Annotated in this window: 14 protein-coding genes; 11 read left to right on the forward strand and 3 right to left on the reverse strand. The window is 37.3% G+C overall.

The genetic code is table 11. The features are described 5' to 3' along the window. Positions 1–18: 18 nt before the first annotated feature. Positions 19–744, reverse strand: a complete 726-nt coding sequence (gene ompR, locus HGO26_RS15580; protein ID WP_006079507.1) for an osmolarity response regulator transcription factor OmpR — start codon at positions 742–744, stop codon at positions 19–21. A gap of 472 nt (positions 745–1,216) precedes the next feature. Further along, positions 1,217–2,299 carry a hypothetical protein gene (locus HGO26_RS15585; protein WP_168826321.1) on the reverse strand — a complete coding sequence of 361 codons (1,083 nt, stop codon included), beginning with the start codon at positions 2,297–2,299 and terminating at the stop codon, positions 1,217–1,219. Positions 2,300–2,596: 297 nt separating this feature from the next. Between HGO26_RS15585 and HGO26_RS15590 the strand changes: the two genes are divergently transcribed. The 4 genes from HGO26_RS15590 to HGO26_RS15605 all read left to right on the forward strand — a co-directional run bounded on the left by HGO26_RS15590 (position 2,597) and on the right by HGO26_RS15605 (position 7,987). Beyond that, positions 2,597–4,045 carry a WH2 domain-containing protein gene (locus HGO26_RS15590; RefSeq protein WP_168826323.1) on the forward strand — a complete coding sequence of 483 codons (1,449 nt, stop codon included), beginning with the start codon at positions 2,597–2,599 and terminating at the stop codon, positions 4,043–4,045. Between the two features lie 517 nt (positions 4,046–4,562). Continuing rightward, positions 4,563–5,114 (forward strand): winged helix-turn-helix domain-containing protein, encoded by a 552-nt coding sequence (locus tag HGO26_RS15595; RefSeq protein WP_168826325.1) that lies wholly within the window; start codon positions 4,563–4,565, stop codon positions 5,112–5,114. Positions 5,115–5,510: 396 nt separating this feature from the next. Beyond that, positions 5,511–6,887 (forward strand): hypothetical protein, encoded by a 1,377-nt coding sequence (locus HGO26_RS15600; protein ID WP_168826327.1) that lies wholly within the window; start codon positions 5,511–5,513, stop codon positions 6,885–6,887. Positions 6,888–7,120: 233 nt separating this feature from the next. Continuing rightward, complete coding sequence (locus HGO26_RS15605) at positions 7,121–7,987, forward strand: hypothetical protein (RefSeq protein WP_168826328.1); 867 nt, start codon at positions 7,121–7,123, stop codon at positions 7,985–7,987. Positions 7,988–8,227: 240 nt separating this feature from the next. On the opposite strand, the gene HGO26_RS15610 is transcribed toward HGO26_RS15605, so the two are convergent. Continuing rightward, positions 8,228–9,322 carry a YopT-type cysteine protease domain-containing protein gene (locus HGO26_RS15610; protein WP_168826330.1) on the reverse strand — a complete coding sequence of 365 codons (1,095 nt, stop codon included), beginning with the start codon at positions 9,320–9,322 and terminating at the stop codon, positions 8,228–8,230. Positions 9,323–9,879: 557 nt separating this feature from the next. On the opposite strand from HGO26_RS15610, the gene HGO26_RS15615 reads away from it, so the two are divergent. The 7 genes from HGO26_RS15615 to HGO26_RS15645 are packed head-to-tail and all read left to right on the forward strand — an operon-like array spanning position 9,880 to position 14,929. After that, positions 9,880–10,158 (forward strand): hypothetical protein, encoded by a 279-nt coding sequence (locus HGO26_RS15615; protein ID WP_014620520.1) that lies wholly within the window; start codon positions 9,880–9,882, stop codon positions 10,156–10,158. Positions 10,159–10,201: 43 nt separating this feature from the next. Continuing rightward, positions 10,202–10,897, forward strand: a complete 696-nt coding sequence (locus HGO26_RS15620) for an EscR/YscR/HrcR family type III secretion system export apparatus protein (protein ID WP_168826332.1) — start codon at positions 10,202–10,204, stop codon at positions 10,895–10,897. 7 nt (positions 10,898–10,904) lie between these two features. Continuing rightward, the gene (locus tag HGO26_RS15625; RefSeq protein WP_242068364.1) at positions 10,905–11,582 is read left to right on the forward strand and encodes a type III secretion system apparatus protein VscT2; all 678 of its coding nucleotides are present in this window, start codon (positions 10,905–10,907) and stop codon (positions 11,580–11,582) included. Further along, complete coding sequence (locus tag HGO26_RS15630) at positions 11,575–11,862, forward strand: hypothetical protein (protein ID WP_168826336.1); 288 nt, start codon at positions 11,575–11,577, stop codon at positions 11,860–11,862. The genes HGO26_RS15625 and HGO26_RS15630 overlap by 8 nt, the downstream gene beginning before the upstream one ends. After that, positions 11,852–13,315, forward strand: coding sequence for a secretin N-terminal domain-containing protein (locus tag HGO26_RS15635; RefSeq protein ID WP_168826338.1), 1,464 nt, complete (start codon positions 11,852–11,854; stop codon positions 13,313–13,315). The genes HGO26_RS15630 and HGO26_RS15635 overlap by 11 nt, the downstream gene beginning before the upstream one ends. Positions 13,316–13,317: 2 nt before the next feature. Further along, entirely contained in the window at positions 13,318–14,580 is a 1,263-nt protein-coding gene (gene vscN2, locus HGO26_RS15640; protein WP_168826340.1) for a type III secretion system ATPase VscN2, read from the forward strand. Further along, entirely contained in the window at positions 14,534–14,929 is a 396-nt protein-coding gene (locus HGO26_RS15645) for a hypothetical protein (protein WP_014615434.1), read from the forward strand. Before vscN2 ends, HGO26_RS15645 begins: the two co-directional genes overlap by 47 nt.

Below are 14,929 nucleotides of genomic sequence, written 5' to 3' on the forward strand. Positions count from 1 at the left end.
TTAAGATGGCAGCGCGGCTCATCGACGCGCAGCACCATCGGGTACAAACACATAACCTAAACCCCAAACCGTTTGAATGTAGCGAGGATTCGCGGGATCTTTTTCGATTAAGCGGCGTAGACGTGACACTTGCACGTCGATGGAGCGTTCTAGCGCCGAATAATCGCGGCCACGGGCGAGGTTCATCAACTTATCCCGAGACAAGGGCTCGCGTGGATGGGTGACGAGCACTTTAAGTACGGCAAACTCACCGCTAGTGAGTGCGATGGATTCGTCGCCGTGGTACATCTCACGGGTCGCTAAATCCAGCGAGAACTCACCGAAGCTAATCTGTGCTTCCTGCTGGGCGGGCGCACCGGGCACATCTTGGGTTTGGCGACGCATCACGGCTTTGATCCGCGCAAGTAATTCCCGTGGATTGAAAGGTTTTGGCAGATAATCGTCAGCGCCCAACTCTAAACCAATAATACGGTCGACTTCATCGCCCTTGGCCGTCAGCATCACGATCGGAATGGGGTTACCTTGCTGGCGCAGCCTACGACAGATAGACAGGCCATCTTCACCGGGCAACATCAAGTCGAGCACGAGTAAATGGAAGTTTTCGCGTTCTAATAGGCGGTCCATCTGCTCGGCATTGGCCGCGCTGCGCACCTGATAACCTTGCTCCATCAGGTAACGCTCGAGTAACGCTCGAAGGCGCATATCATCATCGACGACGAGGATTTTCGAGGTTTCTTGTCCCATGGGATGTCCTTTAATTGCTCAGATTGGTGCTTATTCTACTGACGAGAAACAGTTAAGATTAACCAACTGGCTGAAATTGAAAACGAATCTGCCTAATATAGCCGCATTCAACCAAGGCGACTAGCTCACCTTAGTAACTTGAATGCGATAAATGCTGACATTGATTGCCCAATGTTAATACTAAGCAAATGAAATTGCATGGGAATACTCGCGTTTATTCACGCTATAGCTGAAATTGTAACTAAATTGGCATCAGTAAAAGAGGTGATTTAAAAGCCATTATGCACAGAGATGATTTAGTGGATAGAAATAGTACACATACTTTGATGAATGTACTATTTGCACGTTCAGCTCATAAAGTCATCACAGAACTAAGAACCGTTGTTAGCTCCATAACCATAAAAAGTGGTTATGGAGCTATCTATGTAAATAGAGCTCCAATCATTGATTGTTACAAGCGGTTTGAGACAGTTTACTTCCAATTAATCATATCGATTAAGGGCGTTGAATCGCTATTGGTTCCTGGACACTTAAGTAATGCTCCTGCTGTCGCTTGGTACTCAGGCTTGATGTGCTCTTGTATCCAGCCTTGAGCTCTTATTAGATCCTTACCCATGAGCCCGAAAATACGTTGTGGGTTTACAACTGGGGCATTTGGGAAGAAGTCACCGCTAGTGGCTTCAATCATGCTCAATAAAATGGCGTAGTTATCGTGGTTTTGGTCTGCGAGTGGATCCCCGTTTAAAATCGCATTTGTTAAATGCGCTGTGGTGTACTCTGGCGTGCAGACAATACCATTATCGCCATCGTTATAATCCGCCGCGACCAGATTTTCCACATCAATATGATGCACATGGCTGCCTTTATAGGTTAGATTTTCAGGTTTAATATCGTGCAGGAATATCTCCTCGCTATGTAAGGAACATAAATCTTCTAAGAGTGATTTAAAGTGAATTAAGGGAATCTTGTCCCCTTGTTCAATTAATTGCGCTACTTCAATGCCACCATTATGGGCAATCATGGTCGAATCGTTTACATAAATAGAAGGACAAATTGAAGGATGCGATCTAAGTTGGTTCATTGCTAATTGGTTGTATTTATTTTTATCTATATCAAACGTGTCATTATGAATATGTAATTGCACAAATTGACTATCTTGGCGTACTAACTGTTTGAAGGTTCCTTTCCCAGCAGGTTGAAACTTAGTTGGTGTTTTTGCGACTAATTCGGTTTGTGCATTATAGAAGTAGCTACGTCCTGCCTTAGCATTTGTGAGTGATTTAATACCTACTGTATTGAGCTCTTTTTCAGCTTTTTTTTGTTGATAAGAGCGATAACTTTTTTGTATTAGCTGAGCCGCTTCGATTTTCACTCGATGGAGAGATTTTTTGACATTGTTGATCTCTGCGAATGAACTTATCGTTTTCACAGGCTTTAGCGTATCAGCTCTACGTTGGGAAAGTTTTACGATATTGAGCGTGTTAGGTATAGCTGCGAATTGATTGTAGCTTTTATAGCTGGAAAAATTAGAATAATTGCTTGTATGAATCGGCATTATCAAATCTCTGAATGGAATATTAATACTAAAATAAATGAAAATTTTATTAATGGTTAATGGCAAATGATGAATAAAAAATGATTAATTTACTTGCACAATCCTAATTTTTAACTAACTAGTGATTACTTTTACTTGTCTAAATAAACAGAGTGATTAAGTCATTCCACTTTTACTCAGAATATTTCAGACAAAGTCTGTGTGTCCCTCTTCTACTTATTTATATAGTGATGGAGTAGATAGTTAATTGCTCACACATTTATAACATTAGTGAGCCTATGACCAGAGGAGTACCGGATGCCAATTTCCAATCACATCATCAATCCACCTTCATCAGATATCAAGAGTGAGGGCGTCAGTAACGCCGCAACTGATAAACTCGAGATTAAGCAGGTGAGTAATAGGCCTAGTATAAAAAAGCGTTTTTTATCGCTGTTTCAATCTATCCGTCTTAAATCTCGCTCGAAGAATGGCAAAGAAAAGTCAGTTGCGAATAAACCGCTTCAGTTAGCCAAACCAGCCCAAGTTGCCAAAATGGCAGTTACAGCGCCGAAGCAAAATGCGGATTCTAGACTGTCATTAATGCAAGCGATTCGTGATGGCGTTGAGTTGCGATCGGTAACGGCAGATCAGAAAGCGCGACCTGTGACGCCCAATGCCGATACTTCATTTTTACAAGAAGTATTGAAAAAAATGCAAGACGCTCGGATGGTTTTATCCAGCCAAAGTACTGCACCATCCACAGTGCAAGGAGATATTCAGCCTCCTGTCGCATTAACTATGGCAAGTGGTACATTGCCACCGCCACCGCCACCTTTGCCGCCACCGGCTCCGATCCTGCCAGTAGGTGCGATGGCAAGTGACGTGGTTGCGCCGTCAGGTGGAGGAAAGGACGCTTTGCTAAATGCAATTACAGGTTTCAATAAAAACAACCTTAAAAAAGCAGTTACTGGAATCAAAAATGACGATGTTCAGGCACCTGCAACAAAAAATGAGCCCATGGATGAACTCTACTCTGATGAATTACTTAAAACAGCGCCCAATATGAATCAAGCTAATAGAGAGTTGCTCTGCCAACAAATTAGTGATTATGTTGTCAATGCTATGGAGGTTAATTGGGAAGGCATTTTACTCGATCAATATGGGCAGTATGCGGATATTGATGCGTTAGAGGCGGCAATGAACGGGCAGTCTAAATCGATTTCAAGTTATTGGGCCGAAGTGAAACGTTTTCCTGATCTATGGAAGCGAGCCGATGTTGTGTCTGATCAGCCTTTCCAGACGCAGCGTAAAGGTGTTGCCACTGAAACGATGAGTCGCCTCGATTCAGGAAAAACACGGCTTTTCCGCTCGGATAGTAGCCGTGGCGCCATTGAGATGAAAAAAGGGGAAGCCATTTTAGATGGGGCTCGTCGCACAGCCAATCAACTGACGACAAATGAAGAAAAATTGAATTTACTAGGTAGCAATTACCGTCAGTCAGCACTCAAAGTTCTTACAGAAATGCCTTTTATGGAAGGATTCGCTACTAAGAATGGTAAAGATGCGCAGGCAAAATTGGAAAAGCAATTCATGGAAAACATCCATGGAGCCGACAGTCTTAAAGCAGATATATCAAGATTTCTATCGATTCATATGAAAACTGGATTTGAAGACTTTACCTTTTTAGGACAGGAGGCTTTGGTCAAAAAACAGAGTGAGTTAATAAAAACATTACAATTAAAACTGGGTTATTCTAACAGTTAAGCTAAAAATAGTAAGTCGGGTCTAAGTAGATATTTTGGGCCTGGCTTATGACTTAATGTATATAGATTTGTAAACATAAACATATGTGTACACATTAATAAATTAAGTTTCAACACTAAACTTTCCTAAAGGTAAATTTTTAATTTAAAATAATTAAGGTGAGTATAATAAAGTGTGTCATATTTTAAAGTATGAATATTTAGGTTTTTGTTAGTTATATTCTCTGGGGTTCCCGTAGTTCCTTATCACCTTCTAAGCATATCAGCACAATGTACTGTAATCTTAATAATTAGTATTTACATTCGGCAGCTTGATACATTTGGTTTCGTTTGTTTTTCCATTGTTTTCAAAGCTGCAAAAGGTCCGCACCTTGTTTTTTGAGTGTGTTTTTTTCGATTTTTTTCTGGTTAATTCATCTTTTTTTGGCGATTTTTTATTACTTTATTCTGAAAAAAAGACCACAATGTAACTCTGAGTTAATTTTGTGATGAACGAGTAATTCTTAGGAGGAATAGCAATGGCAAGAAACTATGCGTTAGGAAATCAGATGGTTTTTGATGTGCTTAAAAGACAGGTTAGCACTGAGGATAATGTAGTTAGCATAGGTGGACGTGAGGGTGTAATATTAAAACTACTATGTGATCATGTAAATGAAGTTGTAGGTAAGGAGTATATACAAGAAAAAGTTTGGGGTAAGGTTTTCGTGAGTGAAACATCATTGACCAAAGCCATTTCTAATTTAAGAAAATCTCTTGCGCAATTTGATAACTTAGCGTGCGAAATAAAAACCATTTCTAAAGAAGGTTATATACTGATTCTGGATGAAAGTGTTTCAGGCGTTTTAATTGAAGAGGAATATCCGATTTTTGAGATAAAGAATATTAAGCAGAGTCGTAAAGAATCCTTAAGTAATATCAATGTTTCTCCATATTCAATCGAACGAAATTTATCAATTCGTACTGACATACCAATGAGAAATATATATTTTTTATTGGTATGTTTTTTCTCTGCTCTTCTTGCATCTATGTTAACAGTAGGAGCAATAGTCGTTTTCAATAAGTTTTTTTAAAATTATATTTCACGTAAATTTAAACTTATGCGTGCCAAGATTCATATTGGTTGACTTTTGTTTTTTAAAATAATAGTTGATTCAATCTAAAAGATTTTTAGTGTAATTTTTCACGTTCAAATTCAACCTTGAAACGAAATGAAATCATACGCAAGATTGTCTTAAATATTCTACTAGTATTCTATAATTTATGGGCTTCTCTACAGAGATTTGAGCCAAGGATAAGGCTTTTTTTGCTCCTTTAAAGTCACTTTTACATCTTGGTATAAGCGCGACTGTTGGTTGTTATACATGTCGTTCGGTGATAGTTATTTTTTACGGATTTTTTCATAAGTAATCTGGTGATATTGATGTGCAGGATGATGGATAATTAAAGCTCAACCTCTAGGAGATATTATGCTTTCATTAAACAAACTAGCTGCATGCGGACAGACTGAAACATCTGAAATCATGGATAAAAAAAATATTGATTTAGATGTCAAAAAAATTTCCCACATTGAGAATAAAGATCCCATTGTTTCTTTAAGTAAATTGTTGAGTCCAAAACCTTACCAAAAAGTAAAAGTAGAACTAAAAAGCGGCAGTGAAATTTTTTCTTCTTTAATTAAAAATAAATTAATAAATGGTAAAAGTACTGCTTCTGAACGGGCTCTCGATGCAATGGCATCTAGTTTAACTAATATTCTTAATACGGCAACAGATGATGTAGATCTAAGTGGGAAGAAGGTATATGTGAAAAACTTTCTTCAATGCGATCAAAGTAAGCCTGTCAAAGTGACATCTGATCAATTTACACTAGTGCATAAAGCAGAGATCTTTTCACGGTTATCAGTATGTTTTGATGGGTTTATGAATTCTAATCAAAGTGAGTTATCTGAACGTTTGAACACAATCAGAGACAAATTATCAAAAAATGAAAAATTGAATGAAAGTGAAGAGAAACACTTATTTGAAAAATTAACTAAAGATGCATTGAAGGACACTCAAGGTAATAACCTTTATACAAACAAACTCTTGAAACCAGAAAATTTAGTGTTAGAGTTTCCTGGTGATGCTGCGGTTGTTAAAAATGAAACTGAAGCAAGAAATAATAAGATATTAGTTGAGAATTTTGGCTTTCCTAGCAGCCTTTTAGATAGACCAAGCGCTAAGCTCCATGAAACCTATGCATTAAACGCATTTATGAGTGAAAAAGGTGAGCCAGTTGATTTAGGTCAGCTTTTTGGTGGTGCCTTGCAAGGTATTATGCGGGACCCTGTCGATTCCAGTAAAAGTAAAAGTGGCTTATTTAATGAGGGGATTTTAGCTTCTGGGGGGTTACATTTTGATTTTAAGCCTAACGAAAAAGTGTATCAAAATAATATCGATACGTTAGGCCAAGATATACTTGATTTAGCTGTAAACCTCAATATGGATAATTTCAGCCGTCCTGATATGGAGGGTTTCACTGCAGGTGTATCTGGAAATGCTCTGCATTATACCATTCAGACAGCTAAACTCTGTCGTGCCACCAATGCTACATTTAATTTCGAACAAGTGCTTGATGTATGCTTAGACCACTTAGTTGGTGATAGCGTAAAGCAGCCTGTGCATCATAGTTTACCTGAAGTGATACAGGGGGCATATATAGCCAATATGCTAATAAATAAAGGTGTATTGGATAAAAATGATAAAATTATGAAGCATGATGAAATGTATAGTAGTTTAAAGAGTGCCATTTCTGATGCAGATAAAAAAATCACAGACTTGATGGCAACGACTTATCGTAGGTAATGAGTTTGTCTCTGGCATTAATTGATATCACAATGTCTCAGTGTTAATAAAAAACCACTTTTAAAAGTGGTTTTTTATTGCAGATGTTATTTAAGATGTGGTTAATGTTTTTATATTTATAAACTAAAGCCATTTGTAGTATGAGAATAATATTAATGTATATTTTGCATAGTCATTGATTGCATTCTTCGTGGAAGATGGTGTGCTTTTCATCAACAAATTTAGAGGTGTATATGTCACTTATTATAATTCCTTCCCTTCGAGAAAAGCTTGGGTTAAATATATCATCGAGTGAATTAAAAAAGTTGGATGTAAAAAGTGTTCGTAATGTGGATATTTTACGCTTAAAGCAAACTTTGATAAGGAGCCTGAATATACAAAAAAGGGAAGTAATAGCCACATTTTTAGCTAAGCTAGCTACACCACAAAAACTACTACTACCAAGACCAAGGTTGAAGCCACAACTGCAGCATGAAGTTCTGCCATTGCATCTAGCACTGTCAAGTCATGTTGACTCAATAAACATCCGTCATCCAGAAACAATATCTCAATTAAAAGAGGAGGCTAAGGCGGGAAAATATGAAAAATTTGAGGGGACAAATCGAGAAGTATTTATCGATAAAAAAACAGGGAGAGGGTATAAGATCTTTAAACAAGATAGTACGTGGGGAGCGTTAACTAATGCCGACTTAAGAGTAAATGATGTATATCGTAATCATAATTTCTATGATGGTAAGTATGCAATTTTTGCGAACAATGACCTTATTACTATGAGGGATGATAGAGTATGTGGCTCTCCACGAGTAAGAGTGTTTACTTTTCAAAAAATACCAGGTGCAAAGCATCTAGATAATCATGAAAAAATTCCATATTCAGTGCTGGTTATGATGGAACAAGCAGGTTTTAGACCTTTTGATGTAAAGCCTGATAATTTTATGAAAGTCAAAAATTCACATGGAAGATATGACTATCTGCCTATTGATGCAAAACAGATAGGATTAACGAGGAGCAATAGCGAACGCTCTAGGGAGGTTCGTGAGTTTAAGCAACAACATGGTCCTTATTATTATGGTCAACGTTATGTTGATTATAATAAATAAAACTCATTAATTTGAATAGTCATTGGGTATTGGTTAGTGTTAAACGGCTGGACAAAAATGGTCGGGAAGTGAATGGTTACTCAATATCCTCACTATAAAGCTGCGAGCAACCAATTGAAGTGAAAAAGGCTAGCTTAATATTTCTCCATTAAGAGTTGCAGATAGTGGAGGTCGCAATGACGACCTCCTTCTTTGAAAAGTGGATTTTACTGGGAAATCAGAGAAATTTTCGGAGCTATGCTAATTATTTTCTTCAACTGCAGTTAATATTAAGTCTTGATCCAGCTTTAAGTCTGTATATATTCTGGTCGATGAAGTCAGAATAAATGACTTCATTTTTTCTGACGTTGAAAAAGAAAACTCTCCAAGATTAGGATCGAAATATTTGTACTGTTTCGCTTGGTCGTCGATAAATGCTGCGACTTCATGTCCATAACCTTTATTTTTGGGAGAAAGACCCAATAAATGGAAACCTGCCTTTTTTATATTAAGGTTTGTTTCATTTTCCGAGACAGCTAACCCACTAGATTGCAAATATGATGCTACTTCTTTGTTTATTTTTAGGTTAACAACTTCTTCTAAACCCTCTTTTGTGTCCATATCATTAAAAAAGTGAACACCCTGATGTTTGTCAGCACACCATTTTATGGCGAGCGTTGAACATAGCCCATCTTTACCTACTTGAATATTCTTCAGTATGCTCGATTGATCCCAAGTGACATCAAGACATCCACCGAAATGATTGGCAAGCAGTTGTTGATTTTGTGGTAATGAAAAAAGTATCGAGAGAATTTTTTTAGTCGCGTTAGGTTTTAAAGCTTCATCAAGTTGACCACGATTTTCATATTTTTTGAAAATGCCATCAACCACACTATTATCTGAGAAGCTTGCTCTTATGAATTCAAATAATTCTCGATAACTGCTAGGGAGAGTGGTCAGCTTAACCCCTACGAGCTGGAAATCTCTAATGATAGCAGATTGGCCAATTGTTTTATCATTAGTCTTATGAATGATGCTTGCAAGCCGTTTATCTTTATTGAATGCTTTTAATACACTTTTCGTTAATCCTTTAGTACTAAGTGTTGATACTTCATTTTTTGTTTCTTCTCGCTTTACATCAAAAATTCGACCATATTTTGCATCACTAATTTTATCCTTCAATATTATAACTTTTTCCCGTTTAACAGGCTTTTTTGTTACTAATAATGTTTTGTCTAACCGAGAAATGTCGACTTTATTAATGCTTTTCACATCTATATTTTCAAGATTACTCAATTCGATCGATGAAACACTTAATCCAAGATTAGATCGTATTGAAATTGGAACAAGAGACATAGACACCTAAAATTTTAATTGCAATATTTATAGTGAATATTAGTATATTTAGTTAGATATAATTGTAAGATTGTTTATGAAATATTAAGGCAAAGGTTACCATGCAAGTCTTATGAGTTTAAATTGTCGACTCAACATATAAATGACTATAAGTCATGCAGCTTGATTTAACTTAAATGTATGGGAAGAGATAATATCTATGCAGAATGTTCGGCGCGGCTTACAGCTTAAAGGTTCAGAAGATACAGGTCATTGTGATTTACGGTAATTTGATTTTTTAAAAAACCATATTAATCAGTGGTTTTTGGCCGTGTTCAATAGACGCGCAAAGCGCCAAGGATAAATTAATACATTAGCTGATTGTGCTTTTAATGAGCTTTTTCCGTTTTTTATCAGAAGTTTTCACTGGCTTGGCCTGGTGCAGATGGCTTATATTTTGCGCATTCTAGAGCTATCTAGAGGTTTGTGTATGTATGTACAATTAAGTAGGCATGTTAAGTATAAGTAGGCATGTTAAGCATTAGAAATAAACGTATGAATAACTAGGGATGTATTAAATGGCTCAACAATTATCAACTGGGTATATAAGTGGTGTTTTTGGCGGTTTAGTTAATAATGCCGACGATAAGGTCAGTACATTCATTACCGATCATACTGGAAGTGTTGATAAAGATGGAAAATTCACACCAGATAAAGATGGTACGCTTATTTTGAGTGCATCTGATTCTTTATCGCTACAACAGTTAATGGCAGATCAAAGCATTACCGCTCAAACCTCAACAACTACATTAAAATCAATTAAAGACTCTATTTCTGCAGCGGCAAGAAATATTTAACTTTAATTTTATAATGCATTATGGGCAATAGAGAGTGCTATAGATGTTGCAATTATTGAATCCAGATAATGCATTTTCAGGAGCAAATTTAATTTTGCTCCTGACTCTGATCTTGTTGTCTACCGTATTCTTTATCTGTTTCTCTGGATATGTTAAATATAATATTGTACTTAACATCATTAAAAATGCGGTGGGTACACAACAAATTCCACCTACAATAGTAGTGAATTTACTTGCGGCATTAATGGCGCTTAATAGTATTTGGCCTGATATAAAACCCGGATTAGAGAGGGTTAAGCCATATTTTATTGAGCAGATTAATGGCGGAATAGACCCTGACGTCTTGCAATCATCCTCCCTATTTGAGGATAAAAAGCCAGAACAAGTGACTATGTATTATCTGGTCAGCAATGTATTTGAGTTTTTCCCTGAACTGTTGGCGAGGGCGCAGCGTAAAACTAATGAACTAACTGGCATTATTGACATTCCACTTAATTTTGACTCAGGGAGTGATACACTAAAATATTTTCTTGGTAATCTGATTTTAGATTTGTATCAAGGTTTCGAGTTTGGCCTAAAGCTATACATGATATTTGTGAGTATTGATTTTTTAATTGCCGTGATTCTCAGTGGTGTAGGTATGACTATGTTATCACCGACGGTAATATCGACACCTGTAAAACTCGCAGTATTTTATTTTTCTGATAGTTGGACTATTTTATTTAGAGCACTCCAGTGATATGGACATGCTTTTATTTCCTAACTGGCTGTTATTTGCAGGATTATTTTTATTTTTAAAAATTTATAATCCAACACGTCTTTATCTTGATAATTCGACGGCACTTGCTATTGCTGTTGGACTTGCAATTGTTATAGATTCTAGTGATTTAGGAAATATTCCAACTCCTTTTTGGGTATTAAGCGTTATTATTTTTGCTATGTTTTCATCTGTACCTTATTGGCTCAGTGGTATGGTTGGCAGTGTTATACAACAGTTATTATTGCTTAACGAACAGTCTGTACAAGATAAACGTTTTACTGATGAGTCTGAAGCGCTATCTAAGATTAGCTCTTTGATGTTTTTGATGTATGCCTTGGACTCTGGTGTGGTTTTTAGACCTTTGCTGGCGGTGATCTCAGAGAATATTGAACAAGGTGCTAATGTTGGTTTTGATACTTTGTATTTTTACATCACTGATAGCTTAACTATGATGGCTATGGTGACTGGTAAATACATGGTTCTGTTGTTGTGTATTACTATTTGTTGTGGCTATGTTGACCTTTTTTTCAAAAAAGCTTCTTTATCTATTAGTACAACAGCAGATATTAAAGCTATCACCATGATTATTATTCTTAACCTATGGCTGTTACAAGATCAGTTTTATGTTTTTAAACAAATAATGAAAAAGGCAGGGTATGAGTAACATTAATTTATTGAATGTCACATTGAATAGTCAGCAAATTAAAACCACTTCAGAAAGGGATGCCCTTCAGTTTGAGTCAGAACTCAAAGCTGCTGGTGAAGTACATTTAAGTGAACAATTTTCCGATAGCCAAGTAAAAGTACACGCTAGTAAGCAAAATGATTATGTTACTGAAGAAGAGTTTACGATGAAAATAGTAGAGCAAGCCATTATTAATCAAAGTATCAGACAAATGAAAGTTAGTCAGGAACGTATGAAGGAGATACTTGATGAAGTCTAGAATCTTACTTATTTTCCTTTTGTTTACGGCATTTACTTGTCAGGCAAAGGTATTTATTAAGCAGTCTGATATCGATTTGAAAGGCGCCTTGGCGGCAATAGCTAAGGATATGCAGCTAAAGTTAGTTGATGATATTGAAGAAAAAAAGGCTAAACAGCCTATTACTCAAACACTCTCTGGTGACGGTCTCGATTTGTTGGACCAGCTTTCTGATGTTTATGATTTTGATTGGTATGTATATGGTGGGACACTAACAGTTCACTCTGGTCAGGCTTATATAAATCATGCATTTAAACCCAGAAATATTACGCCAGCTAGCCTGCTTAAAGAATTAAAGAGTACGTTCAGAGCCAATAATACGACGAAAATTGAACTCGTGGGCAGTGGCAACTCTATCTTTATTTCAGGAACACGTAAGTTTGTTAATGACGTTGTTGTCTACTCTAATATGATTGATAAAAATCAGTTTTTAGAGAATGGTAATAATTTGGAATTGGCACGGATCGAGTTTGATTATATATCTGTTATGGATCGCCAAATTGATTCATATGACGGTAATGTTATTTTTCCTGGTGCGCAGTCTTTAATCTCATCGGCAATTGAGAAAATTGGTCAGTTTGAGAATATTAGCGATGGAGAAATGGTTAAGCGCGCTTATAAACTAAAACTTAACCAAAATGATAAACAACAGCTTGAAGAGGATGAGTTTACCTCTAAAGTCCAGGTATTACCTGGAAGTAATGCATTGCTAGTTCGTGGTACCCCTGAGGAGATCCAGTTAGCTAAGCGTATTGCCACTCTTATTGATGTTAAACGGCAGCAGTTGCTATTTTTCCTTCGGGTTTATGATGTTTCGGTAGAACGAACTGAAGCACTAGGTGTTAATAGTTCATGGTTGAATGGCAGTCGAGGTCTGTACGATATTATCGTTCCACCCTTTACGGATACAGTAGATTTTTTCAAAAATTTTCAAGCTTTGTATACTAATAATATGGCTAGAGGAGTATATGAAACTAATCTCTTAGTCTTAGAGAACCAGCAAGGGCATTTTGGTAAAAAAGAAACGGCTACAGTTGTACTTATATCTGATAAGCAAGTATCAACTCAAAAAATTGAGGCCGAAAATAGTTTGTATGTCACTGGCCGTTTATTGCCATCAGGAAAAGTGCAGGCGAAATTTAGCTATATAGAAGAGTCACTGAGTGATGATAAGACAGAAGGCGGAGCGACTCAGGCGCCTAGAGTTAACTCTCAATCTTTGACATCAGAAGTCTATATTGAACCAGGGCAGACCGTTATTCTTGGAGGATTTGACAATACAGTGACTGATAGTGTCGAGAGTGGTGTCCCTATCCTTTCAAGTATTCCTTGGTTAGGTGAATTATTTAAGAGTAAGAAGGAAACTAAACGTAAATATAAACGTTACGTATCAGTGTCATTTAAGGTTATCTAGTCATGATCAAACATTTTTTTAAGGTTAAAGAATCTTATCAAGATACAGTGATTTGTCATGTCAGTATAAATACTTTTGTGGGGCAGGAGTGCTTCATTATCACAGTCGCTAATGAGCGTATTCGTGGTGAGATAATGAAAATTACTGGTAAAAGAGTAGAAATTAAGTTGCTTCAGCCTGGTGCTATTCAACGGGGAAGTAAAGTTGAAATTACCCCGCGGCGCTTCTGTTTCCCGCTGAATGAAACCGCTCTTATTGGTAAGGTCATTAATTGCTATGGCGAGTCATTGTATGGTGAACAATATTTGGGCGGTGAGGGTGATTACTATGATCTACCCATTATCGATAAGCCTATACCGCTTAATATTCGCGCACCAATCGACACTGTTTTTCCAACAAAAATTAAAATTATTGATGGCTTATTCACCATTGGAGTAGGGCAGCGTTTGGGCCTATTTGCCCCCGCAGGTGCTGGCAAAACTACTACGGTTTCGATCATGGCAAATAACATGGATGCCGATGTGGTGATTTTCGCCATGATTGGTGAGCGTGCAAGGGAGGTGGTTGAGTTTTTGGAGGGGGAGATTGGTCCTGCTGTGATTCAAAAATCGATCACTATAGTGTCTACATCCGAAGCAAATCCGTTGGAGAAAGTGAGATCGGGTTTAGTCGCTGTATCTATTGCTCGGCATTACATGGCTCAGGGCAAGAAAGTGGTGCTCTATTTCGATTCATTGACACGTTTTGCACGTGCACAAGCCATGTTAGATGGTACTCCCATCGAGGGCGGAATTCCGATCGGAGTCTCTTTGGCACTGTCACGACTGGTAGAGAATTGTGGTAACTCTATTCATGGCTCAGTGACTGGAATTTTTACGGTATTGATTGAAAAAGAAATTGATGAAGATCCTATTGCACATGAAGTTAAGTCACTGATTGATGGACATTTGGTCTACTCAACGACAATTGCTTCTACTGGCCGTTATCCTGCTATTGATGTACTAAAGAGCAAGAGCCGTCTACAAAATAAAGTTCAGGATCCTCAATATGTAAGTCTTTCTGAAAAGTTCAAAGATATGGTGTATCGCTATTTTAATGTTGAATTGTTAATCCGAGTCGGCGAGTACGAGAAAGGTAACGATTTGGCGACCGACGAAGCGATAGAGCGCTTCCCATATATCATGGAATTTTTGAAGCAAGGTTATGATGGGGTTGAGTATGAAGAAACCCTCCAAGCAATGGACCGAATTTGGTCAACTTATTGATGTTGTTGACATCAGGATCGGTAAGCAACAACGCAAGTTAGCTAAACTAAATTTGAGGCATCAAGAGCTATTGGATTCGATAGAGGCTTCATGGGCATCAATCGCTAATGAACAACAAAGGTTAAAAAGCCTCGTTGTTAAGGATGAATTTAATGGGCTTTCTCGTTTATTTCAGCGAAGAGAGAGTGTGAAGTCCCATATAGAGTCTTTATTCTTCGATGTGTCTGTTACCCAGCAAAATGCTAATGAATTAGCGGCTGAGATTGCCCTCGTTATCGTTGAAAAGCGAAGGCAAGAAAAACGAAAAGATGCTTTAGCTGAGATCCAAGAACAGTTAAGAGATGAGTGA

The sequence above is a fragment of the Shewanella oncorhynchi genome, assembly GCF_012584455.1.
Classification (GTDB): Bacteria; Pseudomonadota; Gammaproteobacteria; order Enterobacterales; family Shewanellaceae; genus Shewanella; species Shewanella oncorhynchi.

Coding starts and splice junctions, on each gene's coding strand:
- HGO26_RS15585 (WP_168826321.1), bottom strand. CDS start 2,299: ATGCCGATTCATACAAGCAATTATTCTAATTTTTCCAGCTATAAAAGC.
- HGO26_RS15595 (WP_168826325.1), top strand. CDS start 4,563: ATGGCAAGAAACTATGCGTTAGGAAATCAGATGGTTTTTGATGTGCTT.
- HGO26_RS15600 (WP_168826327.1), top strand. CDS start 5,511: ATGCTTTCATTAAACAAACTAGCTGCATGCGGACAGACTGAAACATCT.
- HGO26_RS15645 (WP_014615434.1), top strand. CDS start 14,534: ATGAAGAAACCCTCCAAGCAATGGACCGAATTTGGTCAACTTATTGAT.
- vscN2 (WP_168826340.1), top strand. CDS start 13,318: ATGATCAAACATTTTTTTAAGGTTAAAGAATCTTATCAAGATACAGTG.
- HGO26_RS15630 (WP_168826336.1), top strand. CDS start 11,575: ATGAGTAACATTAATTTATTGAATGTCACATTGAATAGTCAGCAAATT.
- HGO26_RS15605 (WP_168826328.1), top strand. CDS start 7,121: ATGTCACTTATTATAATTCCTTCCCTTCGAGAAAAGCTTGGGTTAAAT.
- HGO26_RS15635 (WP_168826338.1), top strand. CDS start 11,852: ATGAAGTCTAGAATCTTACTTATTTTCCTTTTGTTTACGGCATTTACT.
- ompR (WP_006079507.1), bottom strand. CDS start 744: ATGGGACAAGAAACCTCGAAAATCCTCGTCGTCGATGATGATATGCGC.
- HGO26_RS15625 (WP_242068364.1), top strand. CDS start 10,905: ATGCTTTTATTTCCTAACTGGCTGTTATTTGCAGGATTATTTTTATTT.
- HGO26_RS15590 (WP_168826323.1), top strand. CDS start 2,597: ATGCCAATTTCCAATCACATCATCAATCCACCTTCATCAGATATCAAG.
- HGO26_RS15615 (WP_014620520.1), top strand. CDS start 9,880: ATGGCTCAACAATTATCAACTGGGTATATAAGTGGTGTTTTTGGCGGT.
- HGO26_RS15610 (WP_168826330.1), bottom strand. CDS start 9,322: ATGTCTCTTGTTCCAATTTCAATACGATCTAATCTTGGATTAAGTGTT.
- HGO26_RS15620 (WP_168826332.1), top strand. CDS start 10,202: ATGTTGCAATTATTGAATCCAGATAATGCATTTTCAGGAGCAAATTTA.